Below are 24,063 nucleotides of genomic sequence, written 5' to 3'. Positions count from 1 at the left end.
CCCGCCGTGGGCCGGCCGGAAGCACCGGGGCGCTCGCTCCCCATGGTGGCGGGCGGCCCGTTCGCATCGTCGCGACGACCCCTCCTCGTCGGACTGCTGGCCCCTCGACGGTAGGGCTGCGGTGACGGTCCGCTGAATAGTCGGATGCGATGCACGGGTGGGGCAGTGGGCGGTGCCGGAGGGTCTGGGAGTTTCACCGGCCGGCCGGTGAAACTCACGCTTGGACGACGAAGTTTCATCGTCCAGGCGTGAGTTTCGTCGTCCAGGCTCGCCAGTTTCACCGGCCGGCCGGTGAAGCTGGCGCCCCGACGATCTCCCTCAGAGCAGGTCGTCCGCCACGATCCTCTCGATGTTGCGCTCCGCCAGCGCCGTGATCGTGACGAACGGGTTGACGGTGGTGTTGCCGGGGATCAGCGCGCCGTCGATGACGTAGAGCCCCGGATGGCCGTGCAGGCGCCCGTAGTTGTCGGTGGCCTTGTTCAGGACCGCGCCGCCGAGCGGGTGGTAGGTGAGGCCGTCCTGCCAGATCTTGTAGCCGCCGAAGAGGTCGGTCCGGTAGATCGTCCCCTCCTTGCTGTTGATCTTGTCGAAGATCGTCTTGGCCATGGTGATCGAGTCCTGCTTCCAGGCGGTCTGCCAGGACAGGTCGACCCTGTTGGCGGCGGCGTTCCAGCTGAACTCCGCGCGCCGGGTCGTCTTCGTGATCGACAGGTAGAGCGAGGCGTAGGTCTCGATCCCGGTCGGCAGTGGAGCGACCTCGGCGAAGGCGCCGCCGGCGTCCCAGTTGTCGATGCCCGAGCAGGGGATCGTGGACTGCAGCGTGCCGGTGGCGTCCCACATGTGGTTGGCGCGACCGCACATCACGTTGCCGTTGTCGCCCCAGCCCTTGCCGACCTCGTTGTTGAGGCCGGGCAGCGCGCCGGTGGCCTTCATCTTCACGAGGAGCTTGCTGGTGCCGACGCTGCCCGCGGCGAAGAACACCTTCGTCGCGGTGACCGTCTTCGTGGCGACGACATTGCCGGAGGTGTCGATCTGCTCCATCGCGACCGTGTAGCCGCCGCCGGCGGCGGGGGTCACGTTGGTGACCCGGTGCAGCGTCGACACGTTGACCCGGCCGGTGGCGAAGGCCTGTGCCAGGTAGGTCTGGACCAGCGACTTCTTGCCGTGGTCGTTGCCGTACATGACCTGGCCGTCGAGGGCGGAGCGGGTGACGGTGCCGGCCTGCTCGGCCTTCATGTAGTTCCAGTCGTAGACGTCGGGGACGAAGGTCCAGGCGAAGCCCGACCGCTGCGCGTGCTTCCGCCCGACCCGCGCGTACTGGTAGCAGGCAGCGCTCTCGAACCACACCGGGTCGATCTGCCCGACGCCGAGGCCGGCGTTGGCGCGGGGGTAGTAGACGTCGTACATCTCGTTGGCGTCGACCGACGGCAGGATCCCGGCGAAGCGCTCACGCTTCGGCGTGACCGCCATGCCGCCGTTGACGAGCGAGCCGCCGCCGACGCCGCGGCCCTGGTAGACGGTGATGCCCGCGAACTCCTCGGCGTCGAGGACACCGGTGTACTTCGTGATGTTCGAGTCGATCGGGAAGCCGAAGAAGTTGCTGACCGGCGCCTTGGTCTTGGTGCGCAGCCAGTACGCACGCTGGTCGGGCGAGGTGACCTTCGGGAAGATCTTCCCGTCGGCGCCGGGGGTGTCCCACGACATCCCCATCTCGACCATCTCGACGGGTACGCCGGCCTGGGCGAGCCGGAGCGCGGCGACGGCGCCGCCGTACCCGGTCCCGATGACGAGCGCCGGGACGGACGCACCGTTGCTGATCGCGGCGGCGCGCGCGGGTGCGGCGCGGAGCAGGGGCCCGGCGAACGCGGCGGCGCCCGCGGCCGCTCCCGTCGTGGTGAGGAACCCGCGACGGGTGAAGCGGGCCTGGTGGGGGGTGGTGTTCGGCATGTGACCTCCATCACAAAGGAAAGAACAAGAACGTGTTCTATCGGTTCTGGTGAGGGTTCGTCACTACTTACCGGGAAGTAACTCCGTGGGACTCGCGGTCGGGCCGGCGGGTACCGCCGCCCCATGGACACGATGACGACGCGACTCTCCCGGAGCTCGCTGCTCCAGAAGGCGGCGGCCGTGGTCACCCTGACCTTCCTCCTGGTCGGCATCCTGGGGTTCGTCCCGGGCGTGACGACCGACTACGACGACATGACCTTCGCCGGCCACCACTCCGGCGCCCAGCTGCTCGGCCTCTTCGGCGTCTCGGTGCTGCACAACCTCGTGCACCTCGCCTTCGGCGTCGCCGGCCTGGCCCTGGCCCGCTCCTTCGGCGGCGCGCGCGCCTTCCTCGTCGGCGGCGGCGTGGTCTACCTCGTGTTGACCGTGTACGGCTTCCTGGTCGACCGCCACGACGACGCGAACTTCGTACCGCTCGACCAGGCCGACAACTGGCTGCACCTGGTCCTCGGGGTGGGCATGGTCGGGCTGGGGCTGGCCCTCGGGCGGTCGATGGCCGAGCGCAACCGCCCGCTGCCGGGCTGATCCCGAGCTCCGTGGAGGTCGCGCCCGGTCGAGGAACGGGCGTGGGATCAGGTCAGAAGGGCCGCTCCGGCAGCGGCTTGATGAGCGGCTCCAGCAGCTCGCCCGCCCGCTCGACGGTGAGCACCTCGGAGGGGTCCAGCGCGATGACCTGGCGCTTGGACTCGTCGATCTCCCAGACGTCCTCGCCGATCAGGCGGCCCTGGTCGTCGTACGGCCAGATCATGTGCTCGACGTTGGCCACCAGGTAGTGCGCCTCGGGGTCGACCGGTGCGCCGGCGGCGGCGAGGACCGCGCCCGGGGTCTGCTGGTAGATCGTCGCGGTCGAGCAGATCATGTTGTCGCCGACGGCGAGCACCTCGTCGTCGGTGTAGAAGACGCACTGGGCGGTCTCGGACCACTCCGCGTAGACCGCCTGGACGGCCTCGGCGCCCTCGAGGACGGTGTTGATGCCGAAGACGTTGAAGTGGTAGATCGGGTGCTCGACGGTCATCTCCGGCGCGAAGATCTCCTTCCATCGACCGGCCATCTCCAGGTAGCGGTGCCGGTTGTAGGCGTGCAGCAGGTAGCGGTGGCGCGGGTTCTCGGTCGTCTCGAGCAGGCGCTCGACGGCGAGGTTGGTGCGGGTGATGTCGAAGCGACTCATCGGTTCTCCAGGGTTCGGGGTGGATCTGTCCGGCCATCACGGTCGCAACCGGCGGACCGCAGTGCTTGACAGCACGCGACTCGTTCTTGACCCTGTGCGACATGACCCTGATCCGGGGCACCTCGCTCCAGGGGTTCACCACGCTGGCGACCGAGCTCGGCGCCGATCCCGTCGCGCTCCTCGCCGCGGTGCACCTCACGCCCGCCGTCGTCGGTGACCACGACAGCTTCATCAGCTATCGCAGCGTGACCGCCCTGCTGGAGTCGACCGCCGCGGTCACCGGGCGCGGTGACTTCGGGCGGCGGCTCGGGGCCCGCCAGGGCCTGGAGATCCTGGGCCCGCTCGGCGTGGCCGCGCGCACCGCACCCACGGTGGGGGCCGCGCTGCAGGCGATCGAGCAGTTCATGGGCTTCTACAGCCCGGCGATCGCGGTCACCGTCCACCCACCCGGACGCGACGGCCTCGCCCAGTTCGAGTGGCGCCTCGTCGAGCCCCGTCCGCCGGTGCACCGGCAGGCGGCCGAGCTCGCTCTCGGCGTCTCCCTGCAGGTCTTCCGGCTCCTCGCCGGACCGGACTTCCGGCCGACCTCGGTGCAGCTGCGGCACCCCCTGCTCACCCCGGAGGCGGACTACCGCCGCGACCTCGGCTGCCGCGTCGACGCAGGGGAGGACCGCTACGGCTTCCGGTTCCGCGCCGAGGTCCTGGAGCGCCGGCTGGACGCCGACCACGCGGTGCACGCCGTCGTGCGCGACTACCTCGACACGATCGCGGTCCGGACCGGCGGCGGCACCACCGACGCCGTCGTCCGGCTGGTGCGCCGGATGCTGCCGACCGGGGGCCTCGGCCTCGAGCTCGTCGCCGAGCAGCTCGCGCAGCACCCGCGCACCCTGCAGCGCCACCTGGCTGCCCAGGGAACCACCTTCGCCGAGATCGTCGACGGGGTGCGCCGCGACGAGGCCGAGCGCTACCTGCGCGACACGGACATGCCGTTCGGGCAGCTGTCCGGCAACCTGGGCTTCAGCGAGCAGAGCGTGCTCTCGCGCGCCTGCCAGCGGTGGTTCGGGATGTCGCCGCGGGAGGTACGGCGCTCGAGCCGGGCGGACCGGTGAGCGTCAGGCCCGCGCGGCCCCCTCGCTGATCAGCAGCTGCCCGGCCGTGTACGTCGCCATCACGAGCGACTCGAGTCGCTCCGGCGGGTCCGTCAGCACGAAGGTCCGTGAGCCGAGGACGGAGTCCGAGAGCAGGAACAAGCCCGCCCCGACGGCGGTGAGCACGCGCGCGTCGCGCGGCAGCGCGGGGGACAGGTGCTGGGCCGAGGCGGTCATCGAGCTCAGCAGCGCGGAGTAGCCGAGCACGGTCGGGCCGAGGGCGCGCTCCTTGCGGGCCGCGGCGATCGCCATCACCGGTCCGCTCACCGCCCAGGTGGCCGCGATCGCCCGTGCCGCGCGGTTGCCACGCAGCGGCGTGGACCGGTCGCGGTGGCGGGCCAGGCCGCTGATGTAGGCGAGGTGCCCGACGCCGAACGACCCGGCGCCTGCGGCGAAGGCCTTCGGGCCCTCGCCGAGCAGCAGGACGTCGCCGGCCCAGCCCGCCGCCTGTCCCGCCAGCGTGCTGGCGCGCAACGGCGATCCCTGGGCGCGTGGATCGGTCGCCAGCGAGGCGCCGAGCACCGGCATCAGCAGCGGCTTGGTGACGAAGCGGGCGCGGTGCGCCCAGTGGCTGCCGGACCCGGCCAGCAGGGTGTCGGTGATCGCGAGGGCACCGTAGGCGAGCCTGAGCCGCGTCGTCGTACGCACGGGCGCAATCTAGCGCCCCTGGTCAGCGGGTGGCGGCGAGCTGGGCCCGGGTCGGGGCGTAGGGCTGGACCAGGAGTCGCATCCCGGCCTCGAGTGGCGTGCGGTTGGCCTTGCGCCCGTTGCAGGGGCTGCACGCGGCGACGGTGTTGAGCCAGGTCCAGGTCCCGCCGCGGCTCTGGGGGAGGAGGTGGTCGACGGTGGCGGCGTGGCGGCCGCAGTAGGCGCAGCGGTGGCGGTCGCGCTTGAGCACGCCGGAGCGGGAGTACGCCGCCGGGCGGTACATCCACTTCGCCGCGATGTAGCGGACCAGCCGGATGACTCGCGGCCACGGGTGCGGCCCGATCATCCGGTCCTCGTGGGCCTCCTCGACGGTGGCCACCTCGCGGAAGAGCATCCGCACCGCGTGCTGGAAGGTCACCGTCCCGAGCGGCTCGTAGGAGGCGTTGAGCAGCATGACGGTCGTCATGGCAGCCTCCTTCCACGGACCCGGGTCGCGCGCTCCTGACCGATCGTGGGTGCCCCGTCGTCCTCCGGTGTTTCCGGAGGGCCACGAGTGCGTGAAATGCAGAAGACCACTGGGCGCGGCCCTGCCTCGACGGTACGCCGCTGCCGGCGTGATGGCCCGCGACTTTCCCGGAACGGTGTGATGATGGCGGACATGGACGCATCGACGGACTGGACCGAGGACCGCAAGCAGAGGATCCGGGCCGCGCTGCGGGACCGGGCGGAGCAGGACCTGCAGGCCTCGCGGCAGGCCGCCGCCGCGCAGGCGTCGGCGGCCCGGCTCGACGAGGACGCGTCGTACGACGCCGACGCCCTCTCGCAGTCCGACGAGGCCGGTGAGCTCTCCGGGTTGCAGGACGACGCGGTCGCCCGCCAGGAGCGGCTGCTGGCGCAGATCGACGAGCTGGACCTCTCCGTGCGCGAGGCCGCCGGGCCCGGTGCCGTCGTCGCATTCGGCGGCGACCACTACCTCGTCGGCGTCGTGGCCGGTGAGCTCGACGTCGATGGTGTGCGGATCGAGGGCATCGCTGCCGATTCCCCCGTCGCCGCGGCGATCGCGGGCAAGCGGGCGGGGGAGACGTTCACCGTCAACGGCGTGGAGCAGCGCCTCGACCTGGTGGTGTGAGCCCCGGCGCGGGCTCCGCCAGGAAGGGCGCCAGCTCGACGGCCAGGTGCAGCCGGAGCCGGTCGCGCCCGCGGCTGAGGTCGTGGCCGGTGGCCTGCTCCACCTGCGCGAGCCGGTGGTAGACGGTCTGCCGGTGCACCGACAGCCGCTCGGCGGTGCGTGACGCACTGCCGGCCTCGTCCAGCCAGACCTGCAATGTGGTGACCACGTCGGACGTCGCCGTCGCGAGGAACCGTTGCACCGCGGGCTCGACCACGGCCGCCGCCAGGTCGTCGTCGCGGGCGACTCCGAGCAGGGCGAGGGGGCCGAGCGAGGACCACGTGACGACCTCGCCCGGCGGGCGGGTGCGAGCCACCCGGAGCCCGACCCGGGCGCCGCGGAAGGTGGTGGCCAGGCTGTCGATGTCCGGTACGACGGGCCCGACGGCCGCGCGCGTGACGGAGTCGAGGCTGTCGAGGCGCCGACCGATCCCGAGCGCCGTCAGCAGGGCGTCGGTCCCGGTCGCCCCGCCACTGCCCGCCCCGCCGCTGCTGTCGGCCACCAGGCGCGCGCGGACCACGGCCGCGACGGCGTCGCCGGTCCGCGCCCACACCACGCCGGACCGGGCCGGCCGGCTGGCCACCTGGTCGGCGAGCTCGGGCCGGTCGACCAGCACGCAGGCCAGCGGCTCGCGCAGGTCGAGGCCGGCCGCGTCGGCGAGGTCGGCGGCGGACTCCCGCGCGGCCAGGCGCCCGCCCTCGACGAGCTCACGGAAGAGCGCGTCACGTCGGGCCTGCCGCCGCTCGGCCACATTGAGGAGGTGGGCCGCCGACTCGGCGATCCGGCCGGCCTCGGGCCACGTCGCCGGGTCGATCCGTCCGTCGGGGTCGAGCAGCCAGAAGTAGCCCTGGACGCGACCCAGGTGGCGTGCCGGCACGCAGAGCCGGGCGACGATCCCGAGCTCGGTGTCCGCCGGCGTGCGCAGCGGGCCCTCGCTGTCCTCGATGCCCTGGCCGCGGAACCACGCCCGCACGTCCTCGCTCGAGTGGCGCTGCAGGATCGAGCGCTGGCGGATGCTGTCGACGGCGTCGTCGGTGCGGTGGTCGGAGAACGCGATCAGGCGGAACTCCGGGTCCTCGAGGGTGCACGGGGCGTCCGTCAGCCGCGCCATCTCCTCGGTCAGGTCGTCCAGCGTCGTCACTGGACAAATGTCTCACGAACCTCGCCGAAGGACGTGACAGATGTCGGTTTGCTGTGGCCCGGGCCACTCGTAGCGTGGAAGCATGCTGAGCCAGACCCTCAACCGCGCCTCGCGCAGCACCCGCGCGCGCCGGGCCGTCGAGTCCTTCCCGGTGACCCGCAAGGTCGTCGACCGCTTCGTGCCCGGCGAGACCACCGCCGACGCCGTCGAGGCGAGCGCCGCGCTCATCGCCACCGGACGCAGCGTCACCATCGACGTGCTGGGCGAGGACGTCCTCGACATCGGCGGCGCCCGCGCCACCCGCGACGCCTACCGCGCCCTGCTGGTCGCCCTCGCCGAGGCCGGCTGCGCCGACGGCGCGGACGTCTCCCTCAAGCTGTCCGCCCTCGGCCAGGCCCTTCCCGACGGTACGACGATCGCGACCGACCACGCGGCCGAGATCTGCGACGCCGCTGCCGGCCTGGGCTGCACCGTCACGCTCGACATGGAGGACCACACGACGGTCGACTCCACGCTCGCGATCGGCGCCGAACTGCGGGCGTCGTACCCGTGGATCGGCAACGTGCTCCAGACCAACCTCCGTCGTACCCCCGGCGACATCGCGGCGCTCGACGGCACGGGCGCGCGGATCCGCCTGGTCAAGGGCGCCTACCGGGAGCCGGCGACCGTGGCGCTGCTGCGCAAGGACGACGTGGACCGCGCCTACGAGGCCGCGATCGACGCCCTGATGACCTCCGACTGCTACCCGATGATCGCCACCCACGACCCGGCGATGCTCGACCGCGCGATCGAGAAGGCCGTCGCGGCCGGCCGCGGCGACGACCGGTGGGAGGCGCAGATGCTGTACGGCGTGCGGCCCGACCTCGAGCAGCGGATGGTCGACGGCGGCCACCGGATGCGGGTCTACCTCCCGTTCGGCACCGACTGGTACGGGTACTTCATGCGACGCCTGGCCGAGCGTCCCGCCAACGTCGCCTTCTTCCTCCGCGCCCTCGCGCACCGCTGATCCGCCTGATCCCCGAAGCCCCCACGAGAGGACCTGACATGGACGCCATCACCACCCCGCCGGCTCCCGTCAACGAGCCCAACCTGACCTACGCGCCCGGCAACCCCGAGCGCGAGGCGCTGGCCGCCGAGATCACCCGGCTCACGTCGACCACCCACCAGCTCGACGCCCGCATCGGTGGCGAGAGCGTCACCGGTGGCGGCGAGGAGATCGCCGTCGTCCAGCCGCACGCGCACCAGAAGGTGCTGGGCGTGCTGCGCAACAGCACCGCCGACGACGCCAAGTCCGCGATCGCGGCCGCCCACGAGGCCGCGCCGGAGTGGCGCGCGCTGCCCTTCGACGAGCGCGCCGCGGTGCTGCTGCGCGCCGCCGAGCTGCTCGCCGGCCCCTGGCGCCAGCGGCTCAACGCCGCGACCGTGCTCGGCCAGTCGAAGACCGCCTTCCAGGCCGAGATCGACGCCGCCTGCGAGCTGATCGACTTCTGGCGCTTCAACGTCCACTTCGCCCGGCAGGTCCTCGCCGAGCAGCCGATCGCCAACAGCCCCGGCATCTGGAACCGCACCGACCACCGCCCGCTCGAGGGCTTCGTCTACGCGATCACCCCGTTCAACTTCACCGCCATCGCCGGCAACCTGCCGACCGCGCCGGCGCTGATGGGCAACACCGTGATCTGGAAGCCGTCCCCGACCCAGCAGCTCGCCGCGTCGCTGACGATGCAGCTGCTCGAGGAGGCCGGCCTGCCGCCGGGCGTGATCAACATGCTCCCGGGCGACGGGCTCGCGGTCTCCGAGGTCGCGCTGGCGCACCCCGACCTGGCCGGCATCCACTTCACCGGCTCGACGCCGACCTTCCAGCACCTGTGGCGCACGGTGGGCGACAACCTGACGTCGTACCGCTCCTACCCGCGGCTCGTCGGCGAGACCGGCGGCAAGGACTTCGTCATCGCGCACCCCTCCGCCGACCCGGACGTGCTGCGCACGGCGCTGATCCGCGGTGCCTTCGAGTTCAGCGGCCAGAAGTGCTCCGCCGCCTCGCGCGCCTACGTCCCGGCCTCCCTGTGGGCGCGGATGGGTGACGACCTGGCCGCGCAGACCGACGCGCTCGCCGTCGGCGACCCGACCGACTTCTCGAACTTCACCGGTGCCGTCATCGACGCCCGCGCCTTCGCCAAGCACAAGGCCGCCATCGAGCGCGCCCACGCGACCGAGGGCCTCCAGGTCGTCGCCGGCGGCACCGTCGACGACAGCGTCGGCTGGTTCGTCCGGCCCACGATCGTGGTCGCCGAGGACCCCGCCGACGAGATGTTCTCGACGGAGTACTTCGGCCCGATCCTCGTCGTCCACGTGTACGACGACAGCCGGCCCGGCGCGTTCGAGGCGGTCGTGAAGCAGGCGGAGTCGGCGGCGCCGTACGCGCTGACCGGCTCGATCCTCGCCACCGATCGCCGGGTGATCGACTGGGCGAGCGAGGAGCTCCGGTTCGCGGCGGGCAACTTCTACGTCAACGACAAGCCGACCGGTGCGGTCGTCGGCCAGCAGCCGTTCGGCGGCGGCCGCGCCTCGGGCACCAACGACAAGGCCGGCTCGGCGCTCAACCTGCTGCGCTGGACCTCGCCGCGCTCGATCAAGGAGACGCTGGTCCCGCCGACCGACCACGGCTACCCGCACATGGGCTGATCGGTCCTGCGTCGTACCGGACCCAGTGGTCGTGATCTCGCGGGAGACGCAGCCACTGGGTCCGGTACGACGGGCTGCTCAGCGGAACCGGGTGTACGCCGCCATCCGCACCATCCGCCCCGGGGTGCGGCTGTCGTTGCCACCCTGCTGCATCCAGCGCCAGCCGCGCCCGAACCAGAGGTACCCGTCGACGTACACGCGGGCCTGGCGGCGCAGGGTCGGGTGGTCGGTGCCGAGGCCGAGCTTGGCGGCCTCGGCGTCGAGCGGGCTGCGGCTCGGGCGGTGGCCGATCGTCTGGCAGACCTGCTCGGTCGGGGAGCCGCAGGTCGGGGTGTTGTCGAACTGGTAGTACTCGTTGCCGGTCGAGCGGAAGCGGTCGCCCCAGCGGGCGTTCCACTGCGCCCAGGTGAAGGGCGTGCCGTTGTCGGCGGTGTCGATGATCGCGCGCTTCCCGCTGATGCCGACGCGGCCGAGCGCCTGGGAGACCTTCGCCGCGAAGGCGACATTGGCGGCGACGGAGTCGTAGTGCGTGGCGCCGAGGGCGAAGCCGCGGGCGTACTGCACGCCGCTCGCGCGCAGCAGCCGGACCGCCTCGTCGACGTACAGCCAGTCGGCGGAGCCGGCGTCGAGGTACAGGGTCTCGTTGCGCAGAGTGGTCGCGAGGTAGCGCGCCGCCCACGCGGCCATCCGCATCCGGGTGCCCGGTGAGGGGTCGGGCATGGTCCGGCCGTCGGCGCCGTGGTTGGCGGAGATGGCGAGGTCGGGCTCGAGGACGATGATGGCGCGGGCGTCGCCGATGCCGAGGGCGATCTGGCGGATCCACGCTTGGTAGCGGGTCATCGACCACGACATCGCCGGTCGCCGGCCGTTGACCACCTCGCCGTCGGGCCAGAGCCCGAAGATCGCCAGCTGGGCGACGCCGTCGGGGTGGTTGCGGCGAGCGTCGGCGACGTACGACGCCACCGACTGCCGCACGCGGTCCACATTGCAGGAGCCGCAGTTCGCGAACCACCGCACGCGCGGGGTGAGCGCGATCCGCGCGAGCTGTGCCTTGCGCGCAGGATCGGTCTCGACGCGGTGGTTCAGCAGCTCCGGGTTGGCGCGCGTGGTGATGGCGGACCACTGCCAGGGACGGCCGTCCTGCAGCGGGTTGGCGGGGTTGAGTGGGTCGGCCCCCGCCGGCCACGCGGCCAGTGCCAGCGCGACCAGCAGGGTGCCGAGGACGATGAGGCGGCGCATCCTCTCCTCGTCGGCGCCGCCGCCGCGATCCTGAGCGAAAGGCTCAGGACACGGGACCCTCGCCGAGGGTGACCGTGGCCGACCGCGTGCTTCCGCCGGAGGTCGTCCAGGTGATCGTGACGCGGTCGCCCGGGTCGTGGGCGGCGATCGCGGAGCGGAGGGCGTCGGCCGTGCCGATGGTGTCACCGTCGACGGCGGTGATCGTGTCGCCGACCGCGAGTCCGGCCTCCTCGGCCGCGGTGTCGTCGATGACCTGGGCGATGAGGGCGGAGGACGCCGACGGGTCGAGGCCGACGCCGAGGTAGCCGCTGTAGCCGAGCTCGATGTCGCCGCTCTCGTCGCCGGCCTCGATCCGGTCGACGACGGACTCCACGGTGGCGATCGGGATCGCGTAGCCGGTCACATTGCGGCTGCCGCTGGAGGCGGCGACGTTCATGCCCACCACGTCGCCCTGGTCGTCGAGGACGGCGCCCCCGGAGTCGCCGGGCACCACGTAGGCGTCCATCCGGATCAGGTCGGTCAGCTTCGTGGAGGAGCCGTCGGTCTCCTGGACGGTGATGTCCTGGCCCAGCGCGGAGACCGTGCCCGGCGCGGCCGTCAGCGAGCCACCGTCGCCGCCGGCGTCGCCGACCGCGGTGATCTGGTCGCCGACCTGCGCGGCGTCGTCGGACAGGTCGACCGGGGTGAGCCCGCTGGCGCCCTCCAGCTGCAGGACCGCGACGTCGGTGACCGCGTCGCCGCCGAGGTACGTCGCGCGGTAGGTCTGGCCCGTCGACACGACGGTGACCTCGATCCTCGTCGCGCCGTCGACCACGTGGTGGTTGGTGACGATGGTGCCGTCGGCGTCGAGGACCAGCCCGGTGCCCGCCCCGGTGCCGTTGGTGAGCGTCGAGGTGATCTGCACGATGCCCGTCGACTGCTCCGCGCTCGCGTCGGACGCGGTCTCGCTGCCGGCGTCCTGCCCGCCGCCGTACGGCGTCAGCTCGGGCAGCGTTCCCGTGTCCGGCCGGCTGCCCGTCCCGTCCTGGGCGGTCGTCGACGGGACCAGGCTGGTGCCGGCGCTCGCGGCGCCGTCGCGGTCGAGGACCTGCAGCGCGACGGCGGTCGTCGCGGCCCCGGTGCCGACCAGCAGCACGCCGCCCGCGACACCGGCGGCGACCAGGCCGCGGCCGCTCCGCCGACGGGCGTGGCCGGCCGGCCCGAACGGGGGCGGCGGCGGGGGCGGCAGGTACGGCGGCGGGGGAGTCGGGCTGGTCATGTCATCGAGCGTGCGTCGCGAATCTGTGGGTTCGATGTGGGGAGGCCAAGGAGTCGCCACGAAGCCCGGCCGCCGGGGCTGGGAGCGGCGTACATTGACGCCCGTGGTCGCCGCTCAGGTCCCGAACCAGCAGGTGCGCTTCTGCCGCGCCGACGACGGGGTGCGGATCGCGTGGGCCCGGCACGGCTCCGGTCCGCCGCTGCTCATCGTGTCCTGCTGGCTCAGCCACCTGCAGCACGACTGGCAGAGCCCGGTGTGGCGGCACTTCCTCGACGACCTCGGCGACCTCGCCACGGTGGTCCGGTACGACGAGCGCGGCTTCGGGCTCTCCGAGTGGGAGGTCACCGACTTCTCCCTCGCGCGCCGGCTCGCCGACCTGGAGGCGCTGGTCGAGGCGGCCGGGCTCGACCGGTTCGCGGTGATGGGCATGTCCGGCGGCGCGCCCGTCGCGCTGGCCTACGCGCACGCCCACCCGGACCGGGTGTCGCGGCTGGTGCTCTACGGCGGCATGGCCGGGGGTGGGCTGCAGCAGGCCGACGAGGCGGCCGAGGAGGCCTTCCTCGCGATGATCCGCGCGGGCTGGGCGCGGCCGGACCCGCTCTTCCGCCGGGTCTTCACCAACTCGTTCATCCCCGACGCGACCGAGCAGCAGATGGAGTGGATGGACGAGCTGCAGCGCACCTCGACGAACACCGAGAACGCCGTCTGCAGCCGGGTGGCCCGGCACGCGACCGACGTCCGGGCGCTGCTGCCGGAGATCACCACGCCGACCCTGGTCCTGCACGCGGAGGGCGACCGCGTGGCGCCCGGCTGGGGTCCCCGGCTGGCCGCCGACATCCCGGACGCCCGCCTGGTGATGCTGGAGTCCCGCAACCACGTGCTGCTGGCGGACGAGCCCGCCTGGCCGGCGTTCCTGCGTGAGGTCGCGGCGTTCGTGGGTGAGGACCGGGCCGTCGTACCGGTGTCGCACCTGACGGACCGCGAGCGCGAGATCCTCCTGCTCGCCGCCGAGGGCCTCGACAACACCGCCATCGCCGACCGCCTGACCCTCAGCGTCCGCACCGTCGAGCGGCACTTCCAGAACGTCTACCTCAAGCTCGGGCTCTCCGGCCGCACGGCCCGTGCCGCTGCGGTCGCGCGCGTCCTCACCTGACCCTCCCGTCGGTCGAGGAGGTTGCGCAGCACACCCCGGTGGTCGAGGAGGTTGCGCTAGCAACCGTCTCGAGACCTGGTGAGCCGGTCCGCGGTCCGGCTCAATGGGATGAGTTGGTAGCACGGGTTGCGGGGGTCTCGAGACGGTCGCTGCGCGACCTCCTCGACCACCGGGTGACGGTCCTCCTCGACCACCGGTGCGCTTCGTCAGGCTCGTTTCCACAGGCTGACCGGGTCCCCGTTGCGGACTGCTGCGGCGCGGACGAGGGTCCGCGTCATGCCGTACACCTACATCCTTCGTTGCGCCGACGGAACCTTCTACGTCGGCAGCACCGTCGACCTCCAGCGCCGGATCGACGAGCACAACCTGGGCCTCGGATCCGCGTACACCCGCAGGCCCCGCCGTCGCCCGGTCGTGCTCGTGTGGTCGCACTGGTTCGACCGGATCGACCTCGCCTTCCTCTTCGAGAAGCAGATCCAGGGCTGGGGACGCGCGAAGCGGATCGCACTGATCGAGGGTCGGATCGACGCGCTGGTGGAGCTCGGCAGTCGCGGCTACTCGGGTAGGGCGGCGCGCCAGGATGCGCAGACGAGCGGCGCTCCGGACCGTTGGGAGCCTCCTGCGGACGTCCCGTGACGGTGGTCGAGGAGGTTGCGCAGCAACCGTCTCGAGACCTGGTGAGCCGGTCTGCGGTCCGGCTCGGTGGGATGAGTTGGCAGCACGGGTTGCGGGGGTCTCGTGACGGTCGCTGCGCGACCTCCTCGACCACCGGGTGAGCGTCGCTGCGCGACCTCCTCGACCACCGGTGACGCGTACGCGTCGGCCGCCACGCACCCGCCGCGGGTTGCGCGTCGGCGCGGATCCGGTGGACCCCCTCCCGGGCGGAGGCTTCGGGCATCGGCGGAGACACCGCCCAGGACCCGAAGGAGATCGTCATGTCGAACAAGGCCGTCGTCAGCCTCGCCACCGGACTCGAGGACCCCGAGAAGGTCACCGTCGCGTTCCTCGTCGCGCTGGGTGCTGCCGAGCACGGGCGCCCGACGCTGATGTTCCTGACCAAGGAGGCCGTGCGCCTCGCGGTGCCCGGGACGGCCGTCGGCCGGGCCTGCGAGGGATGCCCGTCGCTGCCGGAGCTGCTGGCCCGCTACGAGGCGGCCGGCGGCAGGTACCTCGTCTGTCCGCTCTGCTTCAACGCCAAGGCCCTCGACCCCGAGAACCTCATCGCCGGCGCCGAGATCGGCGGCACCGTGCCGATGTGGCAGTGGATCGGCGACGAGGGCGCGACCAGCTTCAGCTACTGAGCGCGGCCATCTCCGGGACCGGGGTCTGCAGGCGACCGGACTCCCACCAGAGCGCGAGGTTGGCGAGCGTGAGGTCCGCCATCGCGGTCCGCGTCCGCACGGTCGCCGAGCCGACGTGGGGGAGGAGCACCACGTTCCCGAGTGCTCGCAGCGCCTCCGGGACGTGGGGCTCCTCGGCGTACACATCGAGGCCGGCGGCGCCGAGCCGTCCCTCCTGCAGCGCGGCGACGAGGGCGGGCTCGTCGACGACGGATCCCCGCGCCACGTTGACCAGCACGCCGTCCGGACCCAGGGCGTCGAGCACGTCCCGGTCGACGAGGGCGGCCGTCGCGGACCCGCCCGGCACGACGACGACCAGGTTGTCGACCGCCGCCGCGAGCTCTGTGGGGGAGCCGGCGTAGGTGTAGGGGACGCCGGGGACGCGGCGGCGGTTGTGGTAGCTGATCTTGCAGCCGAGCGCCTCGAGGACGTCGGCGATCCGGCGCCCGATCCGGCCCAGGCCGAGGATGCCGACGCGGCTGCCGCTGACCTGCCCGGTGAGCGGGAACTGGCCGTCGGCCCACCGGCCCTCGCGGACGAACGCATCGGCCTCGACCAGCCGACGGCGGGTCGCGATCAGCAGGCCCAGCGTGGTCTCGGCGACCGCGTCGTCGAGGACGTCGGGGGTGTGGCTGACCAGGATGCCGCGCTCGAGGCAGGCGTCGACGTCGACGTTCTCGTAGCCGACACCCTGGTTGACGACCACCTGCAGTCGCGGCAGCGCGCCGATCAGCTCGGCGTCGACCCGGCCGCTGTTGGTGCACGCGATCGCGACCACGTCACCGGCGTGCTCCGCGAGGAACGCGGCCCGCCCCTCGGAGGGCAGGTCGAGGACGTCGTACGACGCCGCGAGGGACTCGTGCAGCAGCTTGCTCAGCGGGGGGACCCGCAGGACGGCGCCGGATCGTGTCACCGGACCAACCTACGAGGTCGGGTGCGGGGGTCTCGAGACGGTCGCTGCGCGACCTCCTCGACCACCGGGGTGGAGGTCGCTGCGCGACCTCCTCGACCACCGGGGTGGAGGTCGCTGCGCGACCTCCTCGACCACCGGGGTGGTGCTCAGGCGCGACCGGCCCGCAACATCTCCTCGCGGGTGGCGACCTTGACCCGGGCGCGGCCCTCGGCCTCGCCCAGGGCGACCTCGTGCGCGTCGAGGAGCTCCCACGAGGTGTGGGTGGCGACGTCGACGTCGCGCTCGGCGAAGTAGGCGTCGACGTCCTCGGGGCGGCGGGCCGTGGCGGTCTCCACCGTCGTCTCGAGCAGGTGGGCGACGGTCTCGGCGGCGTCGCTCTTGGTGTGGCCGATCAGGCCGACGGGACCGCGCTTGATCCAGCCGGTGACGAAGGTGCCCGGGATCGGGTTGCCGTCGAGGTCCAGGACCCGTCCTCCGTCGTTCGGGATCACGGCGGCGCGGTCGTCGAAGGGCAGGCCCGGCAGCGCGGTGCTGCGGTAGCCGATCGCGCGGTAGACCTGCTGGACGTCCCAGTCGGTCACCTCGCCGGTGCCCTCGACGGTGCCGTCCTCGTTCGGCGAGTGGGTGCGCTCGGTGCGCAGCGTGGTCACCCGGCCGTCGGCGTCGGTGACGATCTCGACCGGCGCCTCGGCGAAGTGCAGGTGGATCCGGTGCGGCTTGCCGACCGGGTCCGCGCCGACCCAGCTGGTGAGGGTGTTGAGCACCATCTTCTGCGACTTGTGCTGGGCGATGTGCTCCATGCCGTGGGCGTCGACGTCGAAGCCCTCGGGGTGGACGATCACCTCGACGTTGGGCGAGTGGTTGAGCTCGCGCAGCTCGAGCGGCGAGAACTTCGCGTACGCCGGGCCGCGGCGCGCGAAGACGTGCACGTCGGTGATGGTCTTGGCCTTCAGGCCGGCGTGGACGTGGGCGGGGATGTCGGTCACGAGCATCTCGTCGCCGGTCTTCGCGAGCACGCGGGCCACGTCGAGGGCGACATTGCCGACGCCCAGCACGGCGACGCTCGTCGCCTCGAGCGGCCAGGTCTGCGGGACGTCGGGGTGGGCGTCGTACCAGCTCACGAAGTCGGCGGCGCCGAGGCTGTGCTCCTCGCCGGGGATGCCGAGGTCGCGGTCGGCCATGGCCCCGGTGGCGATGACGACGGCGTCGTAGAACTCGCGCAGGTCCTCGAGCTTCACGTCCACGCCGTACTCGACGTTGCCGAGGAAGCGGACCTCCGGCTTGGCCAGCACCCGCTGGAGCGCCTTGATGATCTCCTTGATGCGCGGGTGGTCGGGCGCGACGCCGTACCGGACCAGTCCGAAGGGCGCGGGCAGCCGCTCGATGATGTCGACCGAGACGGGGGTCTCCGACCTGGTCAGGATGTCGGCGGCGTAGATGCCGGCCGGTCCGCCGCCCACGATGGCCACACGAAGAGTCATGCTGATGAGTCTGCTGATCCGCGACCGCTCACAGAACGAGGTTGTGGTTGGGTGGTCACAAGGTAGGCTTGTGACCATGTTGGGGCCGCACGTCCCGGATCTCCGGGCGCTGGAGCTGCTCGTCGTCGTCTCCCGCACGGGGTCGCTGGGGGCCGCCGCGGCCGAGCTCGGCATCACCCAGCAGGCCGCCTCCTCGCGGGTCCGCACCATGGAGTCACTGGTCGGCGAGCCCCTCGTCACACGCAGCAAGCGCGGCTCCGAGCTCACCCCCACGGGGGAGCTGGTCGTGCAGTGGGCCGACCGCGTGCTCGACGCCGCGCAGGAGCTGGACGCCGGCATCGGCGCCCTGCGCGCCGACCGCCGCGGCCACCTCGACATCGCCGCAAGCCTCACCATCGCCGAGCACCTGCTGCCCGGTTGGCTGGTCGGCCTGCGCGCCCAGCAGGTGCAGCGCGGCCAGCAGCCGACCGACATCACGATGACCGCCACCAACACCCAGCGGGTGGTCGAGCTGGTCACGGCCGACGAGGTGACCCTCGGCTTCGTCGAGGGTCCCGACGCCCCGCGGGGCCTGCGGCACCGCCTCGTCGGCACCGACGAGCTCGTCGTGGTCGTCGGGCCCGCGCACCCGTGGGCGCTGCGGTCCCGCCGCCGGGTCACGGCGGCGACGCTCGCGGCCACGCCCCTCGTCGTACGCGAGGTCGGGTCGGGCACCCGCACCGTCCTCGAGCGCGCCCTCGCGGACCTGCCGATGGCGGCGCCCGTCCTCGAGCTCTCGAGTACGGCGTCCGTGCGGGCCGCCGTCGCCGCCGGCGCCGGTCCCGCGGCGGTCGGCGCGCATGCCGTCCGCGACGACCTGGCCACCGGGCGGCTGGTCCGGGTGACGGTGACCGGCCTCGACCTCACCCGCCGCCTGCACGCGGTCTGGAAGGGCGGTCCGCACCCGCCCGAGGGCCCGGCCCGCGAGCTGGTCGCCTGGGCGTCGCGCCGCTGACACCCGAGAGGTGCGCCCGGGCGTCTCGTGACGCTTGCTGCGCAAGCTCCTCGACGACCGGGAGACGAGCAGGCCCCCGGCGTGGTGCCGGGGGCCTGCTGTCGTCACTCCTGGGTCGTCGCTCCTGAGGCCGTCAGTCCAGCAGGTGCTCCATCGCCGCGGCGATGAAGTCGTTGCGCATCGCCGTCGTGGTGAGGCCCTCGACGCCGAAGCCGGTGAACACCGTGTCCTCGGTGACGGTGCCCGCGCCCTCCTGGAAGGCGGTCTGGCTGCGCTCCCAGTTGTTCGTCGTCCGCGAGCCAGCCGGCGCCGCCGACGGCGTCCAGCCGCCGAGGCCGTCCTCGAAGGAGGTCGTCGCGGTCGGCGCTCCGTCGACGATGACCTGCGTGTCGTCGACGAACACGCCGAGGCCCTGGGTGCCCCAGTCGGTGAGATAGGAGATCGACACCTCGACCTGCTTGCCGGCGTACGCCGTCAGGTCGACGTTCCACTCCTGCCACCCGCCGCTGCTGCCGGTCGCGGCGTTCCAGGCGCCGGTGGTGCCGGTCGGCGAGCAGTCCGCGCCCTGGTAGTGGGCGACGAACGGGTGGATGGCGTCCCAGCCGGACGCACAGGACTCACCGGTGACCTGCGCGGTGTGGCCGTTGGCGTCGGGCAGCGTGGTCCACTCGTCGCTGCCCACCTCGTGGGCCTCGACGATCACGAAGTCCCAGTCCGCCTCGGTGTCGTGCGACATCTGGAACTTCAGCGCTCCCGACGTCTTCCCGGTCAGGTCGACCGTGCGGCTGAGCCGCTTCCAGCCCTGGTCGGCGGTCTGGCTGAACATGTACCAGTCGCCGGTGTGCGGGTCGAAGGGCGCGCCACCGGGGCGGTCCCACTCGATCGGCTCCGAGCTCGCGAACTGCGGGAACTCGGCCGGGGGCAGGAAGCTCGACGTGGTCAGCAGCGACGCCGTGTGGCCCTGGTTGTCGGCGCCGTCGCCACCGTTGAAGGTGCCGGCGAAGCCGTCGAACGTCCCGTCGTCGCCGCGGACCGGGTAGGGGTTGCCCGAGTCGGGGTCCGTGCCGCCGTCGCTGACGTAGTTGTAGGCGCCGAGCCAGTACTGGAGGAAGTCGTTCTCCAACGTCAGGCAGGGGTTGGCCCGGACCGTGCACTCCGGCGGCGCCGTCGGCGAGAAGTAGTACGTCGCGCCGGTGGCCTGGGCGAAGAGGTTGTACTGGCCGGTGACCAGCGCCTTGCCGCCCTCGTTGAGGTAGTCGCGGACGGCGGTCTCGAGGTCGTTGGACAGCTTGGCCGCCGTGCCCCCCGGCTGGCCGACCGCGCGGGTGATGATGTCGTCGCCCGACTCCCAGACGATGGCGTCGTAGTGGGACAGGACGCCGAGGTGGTGCGGGGCCCGGCGGTCGTTGGCGTCGACGTCGTACACGTCGGAGGTGTAGCCGGCGGCCGTGAGCGCCGCGGCGTAGTCGTCGGCGTACTTGGCGGTCGTCACGCCCTGGACGGGGCTGGCGCCGGTGACGTCCTCGGCGGCGAGGATCAGCACGTCGCCGCCGATGTCGTCGGCCACCTCGTAGGTGAACGGCTCGCTCCTGACCGGGCCCTTGCCGGGCTTGACGCCGGTGAACCAGACCTTGACCGAGTCACCGGACGCCGTGCCGGTGACCGTGCCGCGGAACTCGCCGTAGTAGTCGTGGTGGGTGTCGCCGTAGCGCTCGCCGCCCTTCCACAGCGCCGTCTTGGCCGTCCTCGTCGGACCGCCGTTGACGGAGTAGTTGAGCTTCAGGTCCTTGATCGCCTTCTTGGCCGTCACCGCGACCGGCTGGGTGGTGCCGTGCGACACCGAGAACGGGTCGGAGACCATGTCGGCGGCCGTCCGCGCCTTGCCGTCGTCCTTGACGACAGACACCGGGTCGTCGGGGTCCGTCGCCGACTTCGCGACCGAGAGGGCGAACGGGATGTTCTTCTCGAACTCGGCCTGGATCAGGCCCTCGTCGTCGGGGAAGTTGAAGCCGGAGAGGCAGTCGTCGGCCTCCCACTCGTCGTCGGGGTCGGAGTTCGACGCCGTCTCGCAGGTGGTCATCTCCGGCGTGAAGCCGAGCGTGCCGTACTCGACCTGGGCGTGCGTGTCGGTGTCGCCGTTGGTGGTGTAGAGCTCGGCGGAGATGTCCGGGTCGTAGCCGGGGACCGCCGGGTTGGCGTCGTCACCCACCATCGCCTCCGAGATCACGTCGTCCGGCGACGGCGTGCCGACCTGCCAACCGATGCCGTAGAGCAGGAGCTCGGCGGCCGAGTGGTAGTTGATGTAGAACTCGAACCCGACCCGGGCCATGAGGGCGTCGAGCGCCTTGGTCTCCGGCTCGGAGTTCGGGCCCGGGCCGCGATAGGTCTCACTGGCCGGCTCTGGCGAGGAGCCCTCGTTGTCCCAGCCCCACTTGACCGCGAAGTTGCGGTTGGGGTCCACGCCGTCACCGGGCGTGATCGTCCCGTCGCCGTTGTTGTCGCGCAGGTTCTTGCGCCACAGGCGGTTGTCGGGGGTGAACGTGAAGTCGTAGCCGTCGGGGTTCGAGACCGGCAGGAACCACAGCTCGGTGGTGTCGACCAGCGACGTGATCTCGGGGTCCGAGCCGTAGCTGTCGAGGAAATGGTGCATCAACCGGCGCACCATCTCGGGGGTGATCCACTCGCGGGCGTGCTGCGCGCCGCCGTACAGTACCGCGGGGCGCTTGCCGTCCTTGAGCTGCCGGGCGTTCTTCGTCACCTTGAGCGCGAGGATGTCCTTGCCGTTGACGGTCTTGCCGATGCTGACGAGCTTGGCGATCGAGGGGTTGGCCGCCGCGGTCTCGCGGAGCTCGTCGGCGATGCCGTCGGCCTCGCTGTACGAGCGGTAGGCGTCGTAGCCGGCGAGGTTCTGCCGACGCGCCTCCTCGGAGGCCTTGCGGCCGTTGACCCGCTTGACGGTGACCTTGAGGCCGTCCTTGCGCAGCTGCGCGGCCTGCCTGCCGGTGATGACGGCGTCGAGGCGGACGTTGCCCTGGCCGGCGTCCTCCTGGGTGACGTGGTGGGTGTCGACGCCGACGTCCTCGAGGGCGTCGAGCTGGCCCGGGGCCGCCTCGACGACGTACACCTCGAGGCCGCCGCCGCTGCCGCGGTCGTCGCGGCTGGGGCTGGTGCTGGCGGGAGGACCGGCGGTGAGGAGGCCGGCGGTCAGGGCGGTGAGGGCAAGCGCTGCAGGTAGGTGGCGCACGAGATCGACCTCTGCTTCATGGGTGGAAGGGGATGGTCCGCGCTGCACACATTCGCTGTGATCTGGGTCACCGTCAAGAAGCTGGGCGAAACTCGTCGCCGGGAGGAGGTCCTACGCGTGGGCGGGCGTGCGGGCCAGGATCGCGGCGATGGAGTCGTCGGTGCAGTCGGCCCAGAAGCCGCCGACGACGTCCTCGACCTGGGCGAACGACTCGGCGACGTAGAGGACGTCCTGGTAGTCGGTGATGTCGTAGACCTGCGTGCCCATGGTGGCGACGTCGAGCGGGCGGATGTTCATGCCGCGGAACGCCTCGATCTCGCCGGGGGAGGAGAGGATGCCCGCGCCGTAGGCCTTGAGCTCGCCGGCCTCCCAGAGCACGCCGAACTCGAGGGTGAACCAGAAGACCTTGCTGACGAACTCGAGCGCGTCCGCGCTCTGCACCCGACGCGAGGCCTGGCCGGCGAGCTCGTAGAGGGCGGTGAAGCGCGGGTTGGCGAGCGTGTTGCCGTGGCCGACGACCTCGTGCAGCACGTCGGGCTCCGGCGTGTAGAGCGGCACCGAGTGGTGGCGGACGTACTGCGTGGACCAGAACGCCTTGTCGGCGAGCGAGCCGTAGAACTCGCGCAGCGGCACCAGGCCGGCGGCCGGCTGGTAGCGGTAGCCGGTCAGGGGCGCGAGCCACTCGCTGACCTCGGCGAGCTGGGGGATGTGGTCGATCGGGAGTCCGAGCGACTCCTTGCCGTCGAGGAACTCGCGGCAGGCGTAGCTGCGGTGCTTGGTCACCAGCGCCTCGCTGACGACCTGCCACACGTGGTGCTCGTCGTCGGTGTACGGCGCGATGGGCGCGGGGGTGCCCGGCCGCCAGTTGTTGGCGAGGGTCGCGAGCGCGTCACGGCGGGCGCGGTACTCGGGGTCGGCGAACCCCGGGTGGTCGGCGCCGAGATGGACCTCGAGCGCTCCGTCCTCGTTGGCGGTCACGGGCGCGAAGTACTGGCCTTCCTCGAACATGGCTGCAGTGTGTGACCCGATCCACGGAATTGCCAGTGCCGTCGGACGTTTGGTCATCAGGTACGTCGAAATGTGGCAACATGTCTCGCATGGACGCCGTCGACCGCGCGATTCTGGACGTGTTGCGGGACGATTCGCGGACGTCGATCCGCGACGTCGCGACCCGGGTCGGGATCAGCCGCGCCAACGCCTACGCGCGGGTGAAGCGGATGGTCGACACCAAGGTCATCCGGAAGTTCACCGTCGACGTGGACCACGTCGCGATCGGGCTCGGCCTGTCGGCGTACGTCCACGTCCGGACGAAGCAGAACTCGTGGAAGTCCTTCCGCAAGAAGGTCTGGGAGCTGGAGGAGGCGGCGCACGTCGCGCTGGTCACCGGCGACTTCGACTGCGTGATCCTGGTCCGCGCCCGCGACGCCGACCACCTGCGCGAGCTGGTGCTGGAGCGGATCCAGGCGCTCCCCGAGGTGGTCGCCACCCAGACGGTGCTGGTGTTCGAGGAGCACGTCGGCCCGTCCTGACACCCGGTCGTCGAGGAGGTCGCGCAGCGACGCAGCCGGTCGTCGAGGAGGTCGCGCAGCGACGCAGCCGGTCGTCGAGGAGGTCGCGCAGCGACCGTCACGAGACGCCCTCCTCTCCTCTATAACCTGTTCTCGTGCAGAGCTTCGAGGGCCGGGTGGCCGTGGTGACGGGTGCCGGCAGCGGAATCGGACGGGTGACGGCGCAGCGCCTCGCCGCGCGAGGCTGCCACCTGGCGCTGGTCGACCTGCGCGCGGAGGGCCTGGCGGAGACCGCCCGCCTGGTCGAGGCGCACGGTCGCCGCGCGACGACCCACCTGGCCGATGTCGCCGACGCCGAGCGGATGGCGGCCCTGCCCGACGAGGTCCGGGAGCGGCACGACGTCGTCCACGTCCTCGTGAACAACGCCGGCATCACCTCCGTCGGTGCGTTCGCCGACGAGGCGCTCGAGGACATGCGGATGCTCGTCGACGTCAACGTGTGGGGCGTGGTCCACGGTTGCCGGGCCTTCCTGCCGGTGTTGCGGCAGCAGGACGAGGCGCACATCGTCAACGTCTCCAGCATGGCCGGGCTGATGGGCCTGCCGCACACGGCCACGTACGCGCTGACCAAGGGCGCCGTGAAGGCGTTCTCCGAGGCGCTGCGCGGCGAGCTCGCCGGTACGACGGTCGGCGTCTCCGTCGTCTTCCCCGGCACCCACCGCACCGGCATCGCCGCGACGGCCCGCGGCGCCGACGGGGCCCGGATCGCGAAGGTGTCCCAGGGCCCGCTCTCGGTGCTGATGCCGCCACCGTCGTTCGTCGCGCGCCGCATCGTCAAGGCGATCGAGAGGGACCAGCCGCGCGCGGTGGTCGGCCCGGACGCGCGGGTGATCGACCTGGCCTCACGGGTCGCACCCGGCCGGACCCGGCTGATCGGCCGCGTGACGAGCCGGTTGTCGGGACACTGATGA

The 24,063-nt window shown here is 72.1% G+C and carries 22 protein-coding genes; 11 read left to right on the top strand and 11 right to left on the bottom strand.

Annotated features, from left to right (window positions below):
* Window positions 1-318 precede the first annotated feature (318 nt).
* Complete coding sequence (locus tag AC2YHB_RS17160; RefSeq protein ID WP_179650469.1) at window positions 319-1,947, bottom strand: GMC oxidoreductase; 1,629 nt, start codon at window positions 1,945-1,947, stop codon at window positions 319-321.
* Window positions 1,948-2,070: 123 nt separating this feature from the next.
* On the opposite strand from AC2YHB_RS17160, the gene AC2YHB_RS17155 reads away from it, so the two are divergent.
* Window positions 2,071-2,532, top strand: coding sequence for a DUF4383 domain-containing protein (locus AC2YHB_RS17155; RefSeq protein ID WP_179650471.1), 462 nt, complete (start codon window positions 2,071-2,073; stop codon window positions 2,530-2,532).
* A 52-nt stretch (window positions 2,533-2,584) separates the two neighbouring features.
* Here AC2YHB_RS17155 and AC2YHB_RS17150 read toward each other — a convergent pair whose 3' ends face one another.
* Window positions 2,585-3,175 carry a hypothetical protein gene (locus tag AC2YHB_RS17150; protein WP_179650472.1) on the bottom strand — a complete coding sequence of 197 codons (591 nt, stop codon included), beginning with the start codon at window positions 3,173-3,175 and terminating at the stop codon, window positions 2,585-2,587.
* A 101-nt stretch (window positions 3,176-3,276) separates the two neighbouring features.
* Between AC2YHB_RS17150 and AC2YHB_RS17145 the strand changes: the two genes are divergently transcribed.
* On the top strand, window positions 3,277-4,284 hold the full coding sequence (locus AC2YHB_RS17145) for an AraC family transcriptional regulator (RefSeq protein WP_179650474.1): 1,008 nt from the start codon (window positions 3,277-3,279) through the stop codon (window positions 4,282-4,284).
* Between the two features lie 3 nt (window positions 4,285-4,287).
* Here AC2YHB_RS17145 and AC2YHB_RS17140 read toward each other — a convergent pair whose 3' ends face one another.
* On the bottom strand, window positions 4,288-4,971 hold the full coding sequence (locus AC2YHB_RS17140) for a lysoplasmalogenase (RefSeq protein WP_179650476.1): 684 nt from the start codon (window positions 4,969-4,971) through the stop codon (window positions 4,288-4,290).
* A 22-nt stretch (window positions 4,972-4,993) separates the two neighbouring features.
* Window positions 4,994-5,437 (bottom strand): HNH endonuclease, encoded by a 444-nt coding sequence (locus AC2YHB_RS17135; RefSeq protein WP_179650478.1) that lies wholly within the window; start codon window positions 5,435-5,437, stop codon window positions 4,994-4,996.
* 192 nt (window positions 5,438-5,629) lie between these two features.
* Here AC2YHB_RS17135 and AC2YHB_RS17130 point away from each other — a divergent pair, with 192 nt between their 5' ends.
* Window positions 5,630-6,100 (top strand): hypothetical protein, encoded by a 471-nt coding sequence (locus AC2YHB_RS17130; protein ID WP_179650480.1) that lies wholly within the window; start codon window positions 5,630-5,632, stop codon window positions 6,098-6,100.
* On the opposite strand, the gene AC2YHB_RS17125 is transcribed toward AC2YHB_RS17130, so the two are convergent.
* Window positions 6,063-7,280 (bottom strand): PucR family transcriptional regulator, encoded by a 1,218-nt coding sequence (locus tag AC2YHB_RS17125; protein ID WP_179650482.1) that lies wholly within the window; start codon window positions 7,278-7,280, stop codon window positions 6,063-6,065. The genes AC2YHB_RS17130 and AC2YHB_RS17125 overlap by 38 nt on opposite strands.
* Before the next feature lie 82 nt (window positions 7,281-7,362).
* Here AC2YHB_RS17125 and AC2YHB_RS17120 point away from each other — a divergent pair, with 82 nt between their 5' ends.
* Together AC2YHB_RS17120 and pruA are read left to right on the top strand one after the other, a co-directional pair.
* A complete protein-coding gene (locus tag AC2YHB_RS17120; protein ID WP_179650484.1) occupies window positions 7,363-8,286 on the top strand; it encodes a proline dehydrogenase family protein in 924 nt (307 codons plus the stop codon).
* A 38-nt stretch (window positions 8,287-8,324) separates the two neighbouring features.
* On the top strand, window positions 8,325-9,962 hold the full coding sequence (gene pruA, locus AC2YHB_RS17115) for an L-glutamate gamma-semialdehyde dehydrogenase (RefSeq protein WP_179650486.1): 1,638 nt from the start codon (window positions 8,325-8,327) through the stop codon (window positions 9,960-9,962).
* A gap of 78 nt (window positions 9,963-10,040) precedes the next feature.
* Here the strand turns inward: pruA and AC2YHB_RS17110 are convergent, their stop codons facing one another.
* Entirely contained in the window at window positions 10,041-11,201 is a 1,161-nt protein-coding gene (locus AC2YHB_RS17110) for a glycoside hydrolase family 6 protein (RefSeq protein WP_179650488.1), read from the bottom strand.
* 43 nt (window positions 11,202-11,244) lie between these two features.
* Complete coding sequence (locus AC2YHB_RS17105) at window positions 11,245-12,459, bottom strand: S1C family serine protease (protein WP_179650489.1); 1,215 nt, start codon at window positions 12,457-12,459, stop codon at window positions 11,245-11,247.
* Window positions 12,460-12,562: 103 nt separating this feature from the next.
* Here AC2YHB_RS17105 and AC2YHB_RS17100 point away from each other — a divergent pair, with 103 nt between their 5' ends.
* The 3 genes from AC2YHB_RS17100 (at window position 12,563) to AC2YHB_RS17090 (ending at window position 14,913) form a co-directional block, all read left to right on the top strand.
* On the top strand, window positions 12,563-13,612 hold the full coding sequence (locus AC2YHB_RS17100) for an alpha/beta fold hydrolase (protein WP_218864745.1): 1,050 nt from the start codon (window positions 12,563-12,565) through the stop codon (window positions 13,610-13,612).
* Between the two features lie 276 nt (window positions 13,613-13,888).
* The gene (locus tag AC2YHB_RS17095; RefSeq protein WP_179650491.1) at window positions 13,889-14,248 is read left to right on the top strand and encodes a GIY-YIG nuclease family protein; all 360 of its coding nucleotides are present in this window, start codon (window positions 13,889-13,891) and stop codon (window positions 14,246-14,248) included.
* 299 nt (window positions 14,249-14,547) lie between these two features.
* Window positions 14,548-14,913 carry a DsrE family protein gene (locus tag AC2YHB_RS17090; RefSeq protein WP_036541926.1) on the top strand — a complete coding sequence of 122 codons (366 nt, stop codon included), beginning with the start codon at window positions 14,548-14,550 and terminating at the stop codon, window positions 14,911-14,913.
* Here AC2YHB_RS17090 and AC2YHB_RS17085 read toward each other — a convergent pair.
* On the bottom strand, window positions 14,903-15,865 hold the full coding sequence (locus tag AC2YHB_RS17085; protein WP_487354337.1) for a 2-hydroxyacid dehydrogenase: 963 nt from the start codon (window positions 15,863-15,865) through the stop codon (window positions 14,903-14,905). The genes AC2YHB_RS17090 and AC2YHB_RS17085 overlap by 11 nt on opposite strands.
* 146 nt (window positions 15,866-16,011) lie before the next feature.
* The gene (locus AC2YHB_RS17080) at window positions 16,012-17,346 is read right to left on the bottom strand and encodes an FAD-dependent oxidoreductase (RefSeq protein WP_179650495.1); all 1,335 of its coding nucleotides are present in this window, start codon (window positions 17,344-17,346) and stop codon (window positions 16,012-16,014) included.
* A 76-nt stretch (window positions 17,347-17,422) separates the two neighbouring features.
* Between AC2YHB_RS17080 and AC2YHB_RS17075 the strand changes: the two genes are divergently transcribed.
* Window positions 17,423-18,340, top strand: a complete 918-nt coding sequence (locus AC2YHB_RS17075) for a LysR family transcriptional regulator (RefSeq protein WP_036542933.1) — start codon at window positions 17,423-17,425, stop codon at window positions 18,338-18,340.
* Between the two features lie 133 nt (window positions 18,341-18,473).
* Here AC2YHB_RS17075 and AC2YHB_RS17070 read toward each other — a convergent pair whose 3' ends face one another.
* Together AC2YHB_RS17070 and AC2YHB_RS17065 are read right to left on the bottom strand one after the other, a co-directional pair.
* On the bottom strand, window positions 18,474-21,584 hold the full coding sequence (locus AC2YHB_RS17070; RefSeq protein ID WP_487354336.1) for a M14 family metallopeptidase: 3,111 nt from the start codon (window positions 21,582-21,584) through the stop codon (window positions 18,474-18,476).
* Window positions 21,585-21,695: 111 nt separating this feature from the next.
* On the bottom strand, window positions 21,696-22,592 hold the full coding sequence (locus AC2YHB_RS17065) for a phenylalanine 4-monooxygenase (RefSeq protein ID WP_487354335.1): 897 nt from the start codon (window positions 22,590-22,592) through the stop codon (window positions 21,696-21,698).
* An 89-nt stretch (window positions 22,593-22,681) separates the two neighbouring features.
* Between AC2YHB_RS17065 and AC2YHB_RS17060 the strand changes: the two genes are divergently transcribed.
* Window positions 22,682-23,113 (top strand): Lrp/AsnC family transcriptional regulator, encoded by a 432-nt coding sequence (locus tag AC2YHB_RS17060; protein ID WP_487354334.1) that lies wholly within the window; start codon window positions 22,682-22,684, stop codon window positions 23,111-23,113.
* A 134-nt stretch (window positions 23,114-23,247) separates the two neighbouring features.
* Window positions 23,248-24,060, top strand: a complete 813-nt coding sequence (locus AC2YHB_RS17055; protein WP_179650497.1) for an SDR family NAD(P)-dependent oxidoreductase — start codon at window positions 23,248-23,250, stop codon at window positions 24,058-24,060.
* Window positions 24,061-24,063 lie beyond the last annotated feature (3 nt).

This window comes from Nocardioides sp. SRI_004 (assembly GCF_057586415.1).
The sequence above is the reverse complement of the archived record's forward strand: the minus strand, read 5'-3'. Positions and strand labels throughout refer to the sequence as shown.